A 13290-nucleotide genomic window follows, 5' to 3' on the forward strand; every position below is an offset into this window, starting at 1 on the left:
TTTTTTAAGTGGCGTCCTAAACAGATTTGAGTTTCTCTTACTCAGGAGATAATGCATGGTATCCTCGTTTTTACCCGCGCTTTATGCTGGCACCCCCAGGGTGAGCGTCTGCGATAATCGGGGCCTGGCTGTGCGTGAACTGGTCTGGCGCCGTATTACAGTAGACGAGGAGGCTGAAATTCAAATCACCCGCCATCAATACAATATTCGCGGGCAGTTGGTGCAAAGCACCGACCCACGCTTATATGCTGCTAGGCAGCTCGATGATCGGGTTAAGCCCAATTTCACTTGGCATTATGACTTGGCCGGCAGTTCTTTGCGTACGGAGAGCGTGGATGGAGGACAGATAATATCCCTTAGTGACATCGAGGGTCGTCCCCTGTTGGCCGTAACGGCCATGGGCGTCATCCAGCGCTGGCACTATGAGGATGACACTTTACCCGGACGTCCGCTGGCGGTCAGCGAGTTAAGACCTGAGCAGGTAACACCTCCTATTACCGAGCGGTTCATTTGGGCCGGAAACACGCAGACTGAGAAGGACTATAACCTGGTTGGCCAGTGCGTGCGGCATTATGATACAGCTGGCTTGAACCGGCTCGACAGCCTGTCGCTGACGGGAGCGACCTTGTCTCAATCCCGGCAGTTGCTGGCCGATAACCAGGAAGCTAATTGGGAGGGTAGCGGTGAAGACACCTGGCAGGCTATGCTGGCCGAAAAGGTTTACCTTACACAAAGCACGACTGACGCAACCGGCGCCCCTCTGAATCAGACCGATGCGATGGGGAACCAACAGCGACTGGCCTACGATGTAGCGGGGCAATTGGCGGGCTGTTGGTTGACCTTGGCAGACGAGGGTGAACAGGAGATCGTTAAATCCCTGACTTACTCGGCAGCCGGTCAGAAGTTGCGCGAGGAGCATGGCAATGGCGTTGTGACGGAATACACCTATGAACCGCAGACGCAGCGTCTGACGGGGATCACGATTAGGCGTCCGTCAGACCACCTTTCCGGAGCGAAGTTATTAAGGGACGTGCATTATGAGTATGATCCTGTGGGGAATGTCGTAAGCTGCCGTGATGGCGCACAGGATACAAAATTTTGGCGGAATCAGAAGGTTGAGCCAGAAAATACCTACACTTACGATACGCTGTATCAACTAATCAGCGCAGAAGGCCGGGAAATGGCGAATAACGGTCAGCGGAACAGTCAATTACCTGAATTTTTGCCGCCTTTATTACCGGATAGAAGCGTTTACACGAACTATATTCGTACCTATCAGTATGATTTGGGTGGTAACCTGAATCAAATTCGACATGATGTGCTGCGGGTGGCCGATCACAATTATACAATCGATCTTACGGTATCGGATCGCAGCAATCGTGCGGTGCTGAGCCGGGATGGACTAAGGCCGGAGCAGGTCGATGAATTATTTGATGCTGCGGGATGTCAACAATCTTTGCCATCCGGTCAGCTCTTATTATGGAATACTCGAGGAGAACTGCAACGGGTTGTTTCAATAGAACGTAATGAAGGAAAGAATGACCAGGAACGATACCGGTACAGTGGTAACGGCATGCGGGTGCTGAAAATCAATCAACAGCAAACAGAAAATACGCTACGCGTTAAGCGGGTCATTTACCTGCCAGGACTAGAATTACGCACCACGCATAGCGGGGCCAGTCTAAACGAGAACTTACATGTGCTGACTGTGGGCGAGGCAGGAGGCGCTCAAGTACGGGTGCTGCACTGGGAAAGTGCGCCTCCTTCAGGGATCAATAACAATCAGATACGTTATAGCTACGGTGACCTGATTCATAGCGCCGGGCTTGAATTGGATCACCTGGGAGAAATCATTAGCCAGGAAGAGTATTACCCGTATGGTGGGACTGCTGTGTGGATGGCACGAAGTCAAATAGAAGCGAGCTATAAAACCGTACGCTATTCAGGAAAAGAGCGCGACGCAACAGGGCTTTACTATTATGGGTATCGGTACTATCAACCATGGGTAGGACGGTGGCTCAGTGCTGATCCAGCGGGAACTGTGGATGGCCTCAATCTTTTTTTAATGGTAAGGAATAATCCAATTACGCTATATGATCCAGTTGGGCTTAATGGTGAAAAAAAATCAGCAAGAGTACATCACTTTAAACAATCGTACTCTCATAAGGGCCCTACAAAATTTTCAACCCTAGCTTCAGTCCCCGTAAAATTCGAACAGAGTCCCCAGACATGGCACATTGATAAGCAGTATTTAGGCTCGAACATTCTTCCCAAGAATATTTACGGCGCTGATAGAGCAATAACTGGAAATGATTTAGGCGCTGTTCTTGATACCCTTAGTAGAAAGATGAGTATTACGCAACGAGAAATTACTATTTTGACTGGCACTCATGGCGCAATTGATGGAGATAATTGGGAAGATCCGACTGGAAGCAATGTTGGTCAGCGTAATCCTCAACTAATTGAAAAACAATTCCTCAAGGAAGATAAAAAAATGATGAGGAGTATCAAGAAAGTAGGTAAGTATTCTGATCAATTCATTAAGAGAATTAATGTTGTTAACATGAACGGCATGACAACTGATAAAATTAACGAATATATAAAAGACGAAAATAAACATCTCATATTGGCATATTGCTATGGCCGAAATGATGAGGCTTTAAGATCTTTTAGAGGGTTAGCTCCTGTCACTAGCTATGCACCTCTTTCTGGTCCAAAGGATCTTCTGGAGGTCGCAGAAGCCAATGTTTATATTTTAAATAAAAGTGATACTAAGCAATTTTCTATAAATACCTTCTATGATGCAAAAAATACGAATTTTTCTACTAAGAAGAAAAATCCAGAGTTTTATATGAATATTCAAGATAAAAACAGTGGTAAAACACATATTGTGAACTATGAAGGCGATTCTTTTGGTTACGATAAATCTAGTAAGGCTTTCAAGATTTTGCCGAATAGCCCGTCTCCTTTTATATAAATCAAGGTGAGGCAGTCTTAGAAAACAGATCCCAAAGTACGCTAGCGTCCAGGATGTCCTTGCTGCGTGAGGCTTGACATTTTTTGTGTAGCGCCCCAGTAGATGGAATGGTAGGCCCCCTCCCTCCGGGGAAATAATGTCCGATTTCTAGATCGAGATCTTATGCTAAGTGGCTTATGTCGTTGATCTGATGTGTTGAATGGCTAAACCAGGATGGATTACGATGAATATGCGCGAAGTTGAACAAGCTAAGGCCATACAAGGGAAACTACGCACAAAGCTCAGAAAAACTCCGCGCTACTAAAACGATATCGGGCCGAAAGCAACGCCAAGGCGCTGGCGATACTCAAAAGCGATCACCAGCAGCCTAGCAATGTATCCTGTCGGCGAACGTTTTTGATGGTAACGCGTGGTTTTAAAACGAGGCCCAAATTTCCTTGGGCGGTGTGCGTAGCGATTCCCTGATACAGTGTGAAATCTATAGCGGAGCCGCTTACAACCCCAACTGCTCCAAGGCGGCTTGTTCATTAAGCCACGCACTTTCCGTTTCTGCCAACTGCGCAGCAATTTCAGCCTGGCGCTTTAAGGCATCGGCCAAACGAACTTTATGCTCGATTTCATAACTTGCGGGGTCTGCCAATTCGGCATCAATTACGTTTTTTTCTTTACCTAAGCGCTGCAACACTTTTTCCAACTGCGTAATGCGTTGCTGGATCGGCTTTTTCGATTGTATCGCCTGTTGCCGCAGATCAGCTTGGGCGCGACGCTCGGCTTTTCGGTCAGCTGTATTGTTGCTGGTTTGACTGGTATCACGATGGTTGTTTAGGCTACGTTTAGCCGCTGCATCACGCAACAGCCAAGCGCGATAATCATCAAGGTCACCATCAAAAGGTTGCAAACGATGATTGGCGACGAGCATAAATTGATCGCAGACGGCACGCAGTAAATGCCGATCGTGCGAAACCACAATCAGGGTGCCATCAAATTGTGCCAAGGCTAAAGTCAGCGCTTCGCGGGTTTCAAGGTCAAGATGGTTGGTTGGCTCATCTAGCAACAGCAGATTGGGCTTTAGCCAGATCATTAAAGCCAGTGCCAGGCGGGCTTTTTCGCCACCGGAAAACGGGGCGATGGGCGAGATGGAAGTGTTGCCACTAAAATTAAAGCTGCCAAGAAAACTACGTAGCTCTTGCTCGCGCGCCTCTGGTGCTAAGCGGATTAAGTGCTGCAGCGGTGAATCTGCGTCGCGTAGCGTTTCCAATTGATGCTGCGCAAAATAGCCAATGCGTAACCCCTTGCCCGTGTGCATATTGCCAACTAATGGCGGCAGCACGCCAGCGAGGGTTTTAACTAAGGTTGACTTACCCTGACCATTGGCGCCGAGTAAGCCAATGCGCTGGCCGTTTTGAATCGATAGCGTCAAGTCGTTAACGATGGCGACATCGCGGCTCGCCGAGCGATAGCCACACTGGATGTCATCCAAGGTCAACATCGGATTAGGCGCGGCCCCCGCAGTACGAAAACTAAAGCTGAAAGGGGAGGCCGTCTGTACGCTGGCGATTTGCTCCATTTTTTCTAGTGCTTTAACCCGACTTTGGGCTTGGCGAGCTTTACTGGCCTTTGCTTTAAAACGGCTAATAAAACTTTGCAAATGCGCGATATTGCGCTGCTGTTTGTCGTAAGCGCTTTGTTGTAAGTTGAGTTGCTGCGCGCGCAACAGTTCAAATTGACTGTAATTGCCGCCGTAACGAGTGATTTGCTGCTGGTCGATATGCAGGGTTGAGGCACAGACCGCATCCAAAAATTCACGGTCATGCGAAATCACAATCAAGGTGCCCGCATACCGGTTAAGCCAATCTTCGAGCCAAACAATCGCATCTAAATCCAGATGGTTAGTCGGCTCATCGAGTAACAGCAGATCGGAGCGGCACATCAGCGCTTGCGCGAGGTTAAGCCGCATGCGCCAGCCACCGGAGAAATGAGCCACGGATTGCTGAGTTTGCGCCAGCGTAAAACCGAGCCCCAGCAACAGCGCTTGCGCCCTGGCTGGTGCTGTATATCCATCCGCATCGGCAAAAGCCGCATGCGCATTGCCTTCGGCCAAGCCATCGTGGGCCGCGTGTGCACGCGCAATCTGCGCTTCAATCTCACGCAGTACGGTATCGCCATCTAGCGTATAGTCAAGTGCGCTACGTTCGGTCGCTGGGGTCTCTTGGGCGACGTGGGCAATGCGCCATGATAACGGCCAAGATGCGTCTCCGGCATCCGCTTGCAAGGTGCCGCGCAAGACCGCAAAGAGGCTTGATTTGCCCGCTCCATTGGCGCCGACAAGACCGGCTTTTTCGCCAGGATTGAGGGTAAATGAAGTCTTTTCAAAAAGAGGCTTAACGCCACGGGCTAAGGTAAATTGGTCAAAACGAATCATGCCTATACACTATAAAATCGGGGAAAAAAGCCGCGCCACATGCATTACCGTGCGCCGCCAAGCGGGAACTCTTGTATATTCAGTTAACTCTACGGTCTCGGCTAACGCAAAATCTGCCTTAAGCATCTTATTAACTTCAGCGGCGAAGGTAGAGTCAAGCGTTAATAGCATGAGCTCAAAATTAAGTCGGAAAGAGCGATGATCTAGATTCGCGCTGCCGATGGCGGCAGCGGTTTCGTCAATGAGCAGCACTTTCTGATGCACAAAACCAGGCCGGTAACGCAATACCTTGACCCCAGCCCGCACAGCATCATAGGCATACAGCATAGACGCCTCGAAAACGACCGCATGATCACTGCATGCCGGAATCAAAATGCGCACATCGAGGCCGCGTAAGACGGCCAGTCTGAGGGCGGCAAATAAAGCCTCATCAGGCACAAAGTAGGGCGTGCTGATCCAGATTCTTTGGCGGGCGGTATTGATTAACTCAATACAAAATAACAAATAGGTTTCAGAAGGATCTGCTGGACCGCTTGGCATGACCAGACAATGCATATCTGCTGCAAGCAGCGCGCGGGGCTTGGCTGGCTCAAGCACCGGAAATTGTTGGGTTGCCCAATACCAGTCTTCGATAAAAACAGCTTGAATATCTTTAACGGCGGGCCCTAAGATATCAATATGGGTATCGCGCCATGGCGAAAGCGGTGGCTCTTCGCCAAGGTATTCAACGCCAACATTATGACCACCGATAAAAGCACGTTCACCATCGACCACCACCAGTTTGCGATGGTTGCGGAAATTCAGCTGAAAACGATTCAAGAAACGCCGTGCGGCAAATTGATAGACCTCGACGCCGCCGGCTTTTAAGCTATCGGTATACTGCCGTGGTAGCTCATAGCTGCCAATCCCATCGTACAGAAAATAAACCCGCACGCCAGTGGCGGCTTTATCCAATAAAATATCTTTCAGCTGCCGCCCGAGGCGGTCATCACGCACCACAAAAAACTGCACCATCACATAGTGGGTGGCGCGCTCAATCGCCGCAAAAATCGCCGCAAAAGTTGCGTCACCATTGATCAGCAGGCGAACTTGATTGCCTTCTGTAAAGGGCCCCTGAGCTAATTTGGTCAACGCAGTGAGAGTATTTTGATTTAAACCATCAGTCCGTTTGTGATGCTCAGGTCCTTGATCAAGTGCGCTAGCCGCTATTCTTTGCGGTGCGTGACGACGCATTTGCCGATTACATAGCCGCCGTGCATTGACATACCCGGTAAACCGGCTATGGCCTAAAAAAAGATAAGGAATCAGCGTGATATAAGGCGCGGCGACCAATGACACGGCCCATGCCACCGCCCCTTGCGAAGTACGTGCATGCCGAATCGCATGAAAAGCCGCCAGCACCCCCAACAACTGAATGAGGGCAATGAGTGTCCCAATCCCCAATAAATTGAGCAGCATTAGGCGTTTAAATCAGCCGCAGTGAGCATAAAAACAAAATCATCCCCGGCACTGGTGGTGAGCCAATTGAGATTGAGCGTACTGAACGCCGCTTCTGCGTATGCCCGTTCATGCCCAGTCTCAATGATCAACATACCATGAGGTGTTAGCCATTGCCGCGCCCCCTCAACAATGCGACGCACAATATCCATGCCATCGCCGCCGCCGGCTAGCGCAAGCCGCGGCTCATGTTGATATTCAGCCGGCAACTCGTGCATCGATGCCTCATTCACATAGGGCGGATTGGCGATAATTAAATCATAGCGGCGCTGCGCTGGCAGTGGCGCATACAGGTCACCTTCGTACAGGTTAAGGCGCGCATTCAACTTATACGTAGTGACATTGCGTTGAGCCACGGCCAGCGCATCCGCCGACAGATCAACCGCATCCACTTTAGCCTCAGAAAAAGTCTCTGCAGCGAGAATCGCCAGACAGCCGGAGCCGGTGCATAAATCAAGCACGGTCTGGACAGGTTGTGTTTCATCCAGCCACGGCGCGAATCTTTCTTGCAATAATTCACCAATCAGCGAGCGCGGCACAATTACCCGCTCATCCACATAAAATTGATAGCCATGCAGCCAGGCTTCATGCGTAATGTAAGCCGCTGGTATGCGCTCCTTGACACGCCGCTCAAGCACCTGCAAAAGCGCCGCAATCTCGGTCTCAAGCAAGTGCGCATCTAAAAAAGGCGCTAACATATCAAGCGGCAAATGCAGTGTATGTAAAATCAAATAAGCAGCTTCATCATAGGCATTTGTACTGCCATGCCCAAACGACAACTTGGCTTCATTAAAACGCGATACAGCATAACGCAACAGATCGCGCACAGTCAGAAATGGGGGATGCATGGGATGAGTCTTCCTAAATTATCAGTTGGGTAAGCACTCTAAAATAAATATTTTTTAGAGGTTCAATATGGTTCAGAGGGATGGACTCATTGATTTGATGAATGCTCTCATTGCTCGGCCCAAATTCAATCACCTGGTCGCAAATCCGGGCGATAAAGCGGCCATCTGAGGTGCCACCGGTGGTAGAGAGCTTAGCTTGGACGCCGGTTTCATGTTGAATCGCTTGCATCAGTGCGTTTGATAAAGCACCTGACGGTGTCAGGAAGGGTTCACCACTGAGCTGCCAGTCAAGAGTATACTCTTGACCCTCTTTAAGTCCATGCGCATCAAGCATAGCGTGGACACGCTGTTTGAGCGTATCAGCAGTGCTGGCGGTTGAGAAACGGAAGTTAAAATCAACTATTACCTCGCCTGGCGTCACATTGGTGGCGCCCACCCCAGCATGAATATTTGAAATCTGCCAACTCGTCGGCGGAAAATATTCATTGCCGCGATCCCATTCGGTCGCAACCAGTTGCGCTAGCACTGGCGCTAACAGATGGACTGGATTGCATTGCGGATAAGCGATATGCCCTTGGCGGCCGAATACCGTTAGCGTGCCTGATAATGAACCGCGCCGGCCATTTTTGAGTGTGTCGCCGAGCTGTTTGCCGCTGGTGGGTTCGCCGACAATGCAATAATCGAGCCGTTCACCGCGCGTTTGTAAGTGCTCGACGACCTTTACCGTGCCGTCGGTGGCTGGACCTTCTTCATCACTGGTCAGCAAAAATGCCAGCGATCCAGTATGAGTCGGGTGTGCCGCAACAAATTCTTCAGCGGCTACCACAAAAGCTGCAAGCGAAGTTTTCATATCGACTGCGCCACGGCCGTATAGTGTGCCATCGCGTTGGGTTGGCGTAAACGGCGGGGACAGCCATTCATGCAGTGGGCCGGGCGGCACAACATCAGTATGGCCTGCAAAGACCAGCAACTTGCCCGCCTCAGCGGCGGCGCCGCGGCGCACCGCCCAAAGATTGGTTGTCTCACCTGCGGTAATTGTTTCGCAAACAAAGCCCACTTGTTTAAGGCGCGTGGCAATCAGCGCCTGACAGCCCGCGTCATTTGGAGTGACTGAAGCACGGGCGATCAATTCTTCAGCAAGGGCAAGCGTGATAGACATTTGGTTTTAATAAATCAGGTCAAAGAGCGGCAAGAATCCCGACCACCTTATAAAATTATGAAATTAATTATATTAATAATCAGCTACTTGAAGGTTTTTGTTCAAGCAATAAATAGAATTAACTCAGGTTAAAAAAAGCATCGTATACATCGGCTGAAAAGCCCACGGCCTGAACGCGATCATTGACCACCAGCACCGGGCGTTTAATCACCGAAGGGCTGTCCACCATCAACTTTAACATGCTCTCTTTATCTGCCGCAGTGGCCTTCACCTCGTCAGATAGCGTGCGCCATGTCGTACCACGGCGATTTAGCAACGTATCCAGGGCAACGTCCTGCAGCCAGTTGCCTAATATAGCTTGACTGACACCGGCTTTTTTAAAATCATGGAATTGATACTGAATACCTTGCGCATCGAGCCATAGACGGGCTTTTTTCACCGTTTCACAATTTGGAATGCCATACATAACAATCTTCATGCATCTTCTCTTAACAGCTCGTTAAGCGCTGTTTTAGCACGGGTTTTTGCATCCACTTTCTTGACAATAATGGCGGCGTATAAGCTATAGCGGCCATCTGGCGAAGGTAAATTACCCGGCACCACTACTGAGCCAGGCGGGACTCGGCCGTATAGGATTTCACCCGTCTCACGATCATAAATTTTTGTGCTTTGACCAATAAAGACACCCATCGAGAGCACTGAATTTTCGCCCACAATCACGCCTTCTACAACTTCCGAGCGCGCCCCAATAAAACAATTGTCTTCAATAATGACTGGGTTTGCTTGCAACGGCTCAAGCACGCCGCCAATGCCAGCCCCGCCCGATATATGCACGTTTTTGCCAATTTGCGCACACGAACCTACGGTAGCCCAGGTATCGATCATACTGCCTTCATCAATATACGCACCGATATTCACATAGGAAGGCATCAGCACCACATTTTTGGCAATAAACGCACCCCGCCGCGCAATCGCCGGCGGCACCACCCGAAAACCGCCAGCAGCAAAATCATCTGCCGAATATGCGGCGAATTTGCTTGGCACTTTGTCATAAAATTGCGTATATCCGCCGGCGGCGACAGGCGCATTATCGCTCAGCCGAAAGGATAGCAAGACAGCTTTTTTCAGCCACTGATGGACTTCCCAGCCACCGCCGGTGGGCGCTGAAGGGCGTTTAGAGGCAATTCTTAAGTCACCTTTATCCAGCTTGTCAAGCACATGCGCAATGGCCTCGCGTACTTCAGCGCAGGCTGATTTGGGGGAAAGCTCAGCACGGTTTTCCCATGCACGATCGATAATAGCTTGGAGTTGTTCCGACATAAAAATAAAAAAAGAAAGTTTAGACTCGTTAAATTCGTTTAAGCCCTTGGCAAAACGCAACAATCCGTTGTGCCCCTGCTAAACACTCATCCAGTTCAGCCATCAACGCAAGCCGCACATAATCACGACCTGGATTGACACCACCCACATCACGCCCTAAGTAGCTGCCCGGTAAAACAGTCACATTGTATTCAGTAAAAAGACGCTGCGCGAATTCTGTGTCATTCACCCCCAATCCGTCAACGCGCGCCCACAGATAAAACCCGGCATCCGGCATATGCACATCTAGCACCTCAGCTAACAAGGGCGTCACGGCTTGGAACTTACGGCGGTATTTTGCGCGGTTTTCACGCACATGCGCTTCATCGCTCCAAGCCGCTATACTGGCTGCTTGTACAGCAGGATTTAAGGCGCAGCCATGATACGTGCGATAGCGTATAAATTGTTTCAGCAGCGCTGCATCGCCGGCGACAAAGCCCGAGCGCAGACCTGGCACATTCGAGCGTTTAGATAGGCTAGAAAGCACCAGCAACCGCTCAAAGCCACGGCCCAGAAGGTGCGCTGCTTGCAAGCCACCGAGTGGCGGCTGAGCGTCATCGAAATAAATTTCTGAATAACATTCATCGGCGGCAATCACAAAGCCATAGCGCTCAGAATAGTCAAATAATCTACGCCAATCTTCAAGGCTCAAGACAGCCCCCGTTGGGTTACCTGGCGAACACAGGTAGAGTAACTGCGTCCGCGCCCAAACCTCCGCCGGTACCGTAGTATAGTCGCAGGCGAACCGATTATGCGCACTAGCCGCTACAAAATACGGCTGGGCTCCCGCCAGTAGCGCCGCGCCTTCATAAATCTGATAAAACGGATTAGGACAGATGACCAGCGCGCCTGGGCGGCTGCTATCGATAACTGTTTGCGCCAGCGAAAAAAGCGCCTCGCGTGAGCCTGCTACGGGCAACACCTCGGTAGCTTCATCAACCGAGGGCAACTGATAACGCGCTTGCAACCAGGCCGCCAGCACCTGTCTTAGCTCTGCTGAACCCACGGTAGATGGATAGCTGGCCAGCCCGCTTAATGCATTAATCAATGCGTCTTTGATAAATTGTGGTGTAGGATGTTTAGGTTCACCCATGCCAAAACTGATCGGTGTTAGCGACGCTGGCATAATATCGGCAAACAGCAGCCGCAGCTTTTCAAACGGATAGGGCTGTAATTTATTGAGAAGAGGATTCACGTCAATGGTCTTGCAGGCGAAATTAAAAAAGGCATGATCAATTTAAGCTCAAGATTGTAGGGCAAAAACGCTCGAGCGAAAGCGCAAGGCGCAGCCTAAGCATTGCTTGCACAACCAAGATAAATAGAGCAAACCATACAATTTTTGTAAAAAAACAGACCACACAGAAAGGCAATATGAATTTAAACGTAAAGGGAGAGGGGCGCTTACCCCTATTGTCCCATAGTAGGCAAACTTTGCCAGCACTGGCTATTTTATTAGGCGCATCCGTTTGGGGCGTTATTTGGTATCCGCTGCGGCTGTTAGCCGCGCTCGGCATCTCTGGCACGCTGGCGGGTACGTTAGTGAGCTTGGCCACCTGCTTATTTTTAGCGGTTGTATTTTGGCGTTCTTTATCCGCCGCGCTACGCTCAATCTGGTCGAATTCACTCGCTCTTTCTAGATACGATGCCTGTTTACTGCTGGCCGCGTTGGCGCTTGCCGGCGGCGTGACAAATGTTGGCTTCGTGTGGGGCACGATTCATGGACAAGTCATGCGGGTGATGTTGTTGTTTTACTTATCGCCTGCTTGGACCGTCTTTTTTGCACACTGGCTATTGCATGAGCGTTTAAATTTAGCCGATATAGCGATTGCACTCTTATCGTTAGCAGGTGCCATGTTGATGTTGTGGTCCCCTGAGCTTGGCCTACCGCTGCCAGCCGATCTAGCTGAATGGGCCGGACTGCTCGCGGGTATCAGCTTTGCGCTGCAAAATGTATTGTCCCGCAGAATGAGCCATGCGTTACCCACCTTACCCGCCCAGCTACGCACCGCAACCGTATTTGCTGGCGGTGTTTTAATTGGCTTAGCATCGATTGCGTTTGAGCCTATTTCGCTTGACCGCCTACCATTCGCACCGCCCGTATTAACCTATGCGTTGCTCCTAACAATTTGCCTGGGCGCGGTGCTTGCATTAAACAATATGCTTGTGCAATACGGGATACAGCGCGTCGCAGCAAACCGCGCAGCCCTCATTATGCTCTTTGAAATTGTGATCACCGCGCTATCTGTCTGGTGGCTGACGGGCGAAATGCCTGGGCCGCGCGAGTGGAGTGGAGCGAGTTGTATTATTGTTGCTACGCTTTTATCAAGTTGGATTCATCGGCGGCGTTAATCAACCATAGCCGCATTGGTGCGACGCACCATTGCGGCCTCATTTCTATACAAAAATAGCATCTTACTTAGACCTTTTTTAAATTTTGCGCTGCAGCAATGCATTTTTAGAACGGGTATATTAAATCACCGCTATCTTTTATATCGTTGCTACTTAAATCTTGACAAAGATTTTTAATAGATTATCTTAGAAAACCCAAATTGATTTTGTTTGGTCCAACACTAGCCAAATAAACGGGGAGAAAAAAATAGATTTTTTTGAGCTCTTAGCCTTATCTAGCTTAGAGTTCACGATTTTCTGGGCTGCACATTTTTAAACCAATCTATTTATTATTAGCTAAATCTGGGGTTAATATGGTTGATTTTCTGGGCTTAGGGGTAAAGATACTCAAAATATTGCAAAATGAGTGGCGTATTGCTTGTACCCGCTCAGCATTGAGCGTACTAGACGATGAAGCATTAAAAGATATTGGGCTAACGCGGGTCCAAATATGGCAAACGGAGGAAACCCCGTGCGTAAACAAGTGCTCAAAAAGCTATCCTTATAACCATCGTAAGGTGAATCAAGGGTGAACCACGGCTGTTTTAGCTCAAGAAAAGCGGTGCCTTGATGCTGGCCAGATGCGCTTATGGCAGCAAGATATTTTTATGACACACATCACTTAGTAGATTACCACAGC

The 13290-nt window shown here is 49.6% G+C and carries 10 protein-coding genes; 3 read left to right on the plus strand and 7 right to left on the minus strand.

Translation table 11 applies throughout. The features are described from left to right. Nucleotides 1–55 precede the first annotated feature (55 nt). Entirely contained in the window at nt 56–2977 is a 2922-nt protein-coding gene (locus NQD60_RS04225) for an RHS repeat-associated core domain-containing protein (RefSeq protein WP_257101193.1), read from the plus strand. Between the two features lie 493 nt (nt 2978–3470). On the opposite strand, the gene NQD60_RS04230 is transcribed toward NQD60_RS04225, so the two are convergent. The 7 genes from NQD60_RS04230 to dapC form a co-directional block, all read right to left on the minus strand. Then, nucleotides 3471–5399, minus strand: a complete 1929-nt coding sequence (locus NQD60_RS04230; protein ID WP_257101194.1) for an ATP-binding cassette domain-containing protein — start codon at nt 5397–5399, stop codon at nt 3471–3473. Between the two features lie 9 nt (nt 5400–5408). Further along, nucleotides 5409–6857 (minus strand): cardiolipin synthase, encoded by a 1449-nt coding sequence (gene cls, locus NQD60_RS04235; protein WP_257101195.1) that lies wholly within the window; start codon nt 6855–6857, stop codon nt 5409–5411. After that, nucleotides 6857–7744, minus strand: coding sequence for a 50S ribosomal protein L3 N(5)-glutamine methyltransferase (gene prmB / locus NQD60_RS04240; protein WP_257101196.1), 888 nt, complete (start codon nt 7742–7744; stop codon nt 6857–6859). Before prmB ends, cls begins: the two co-directional genes overlap by 1 nt. A gap of 13 nt (nt 7745–7757) precedes the next feature. Next, entirely contained in the window at nt 7758–8903 is a 1146-nt protein-coding gene (gene dapE / locus NQD60_RS04245) for a succinyl-diaminopimelate desuccinylase (protein WP_257101197.1), read from the minus strand. Nucleotides 8904–9021: 118 nt separating this feature from the next. Continuing rightward, complete coding sequence (locus NQD60_RS04250; protein WP_257101198.1) at nt 9022–9381, minus strand: ArsC family reductase; 360 nt, start codon at nt 9379–9381, stop codon at nt 9022–9024. Beyond that, complete coding sequence (dapD, locus tag NQD60_RS04255; RefSeq protein ID WP_223694547.1) at nt 9378–10223, minus strand: 2,3,4,5-tetrahydropyridine-2,6-dicarboxylate N-succinyltransferase; 846 nt, start codon at nt 10221–10223, stop codon at nt 9378–9380. Before dapD ends, NQD60_RS04250 begins: the two co-directional genes overlap by 4 nt. A gap of 28 nt (nt 10224–10251) precedes the next feature. Further along, nucleotides 10252–11457 (minus strand): succinyldiaminopimelate transaminase, encoded by a 1206-nt coding sequence (gene dapC, locus NQD60_RS04260; protein WP_257101199.1) that lies wholly within the window; start codon nt 11455–11457, stop codon nt 10252–10254. A gap of 176 nt (nt 11458–11633) precedes the next feature. On the opposite strand from dapC, the gene NQD60_RS04265 reads away from it, so the two are divergent. After that, entirely contained in the window at nt 11634–12611 is a 978-nt protein-coding gene (locus NQD60_RS04265; protein WP_257101200.1) for a DMT family transporter, read from the plus strand. 353 nt (nt 12612–12964) lie between these two features. Further along, on the plus strand, nt 12965–13183 hold the full coding sequence (locus NQD60_RS09175) for a DUF1127 domain-containing protein (RefSeq protein ID WP_368736112.1): 219 nt from the start codon (nt 12965–12967) through the stop codon (nt 13181–13183). Nucleotides 13184–13290: the final 107 nt, after the last annotated feature.

Source organism: Mycoavidus sp. SF9855 (genome assembly GCF_024582735.1).
Lineage (GTDB): Bacteria > Pseudomonadota > Gammaproteobacteria > Burkholderiales > Burkholderiaceae > Mycoavidus.

Excerpts from the sequence above, each read along its gene's own strand:
- NQD60_RS04225 (WP_257101193.1), top strand. The coding sequence starts at position 56 with ATGGTATCCTCGTTTTTACCCGCGCTTTATGCTGGCACCCCCAGGGTG.
- NQD60_RS04230 (WP_257101194.1), bottom strand. The coding sequence starts at position 5,399 with ATGATTCGTTTTGACCAATTTACCTTAGCCCGTGGCGTTAAGCCTCTT.
- cls (WP_257101195.1), bottom strand. The coding sequence starts at position 6,857 with ATGCTGCTCAATTTATTGGGGATTGGGACACTCATTGCCCTCATTCAG.
- prmB (WP_257101196.1), bottom strand. The coding sequence starts at position 7,744 with ATGCATCCCCCATTTCTGACTGTGCGCGATCTGTTGCGTTATGCTGTA.
- dapE (WP_257101197.1), bottom strand. The coding sequence starts at position 8,903 with ATGTCTATCACGCTTGCCCTTGCTGAAGAATTGATCGCCCGTGCTTCA.
- NQD60_RS04250 (WP_257101198.1), bottom strand. The coding sequence starts at position 9,381 with ATGAAGATTGTTATGTATGGCATTCCAAATTGTGAAACGGTGAAAAAA.
- dapD (WP_223694547.1), bottom strand. The coding sequence starts at position 10,223 with ATGTCGGAACAACTCCAAGCTATTATCGATCGTGCATGGGAAAACCGT.
- NQD60_RS04265 (WP_257101200.1), top strand. The coding sequence starts at position 11,634 with ATGAATTTAAACGTAAAGGGAGAGGGGCGCTTACCCCTATTGTCCCAT.
- NQD60_RS09175 (WP_368736112.1), top strand. The coding sequence starts at position 12,965 with ATGGTTGATTTTCTGGGCTTAGGGGTAAAGATACTCAAAATATTGCAA.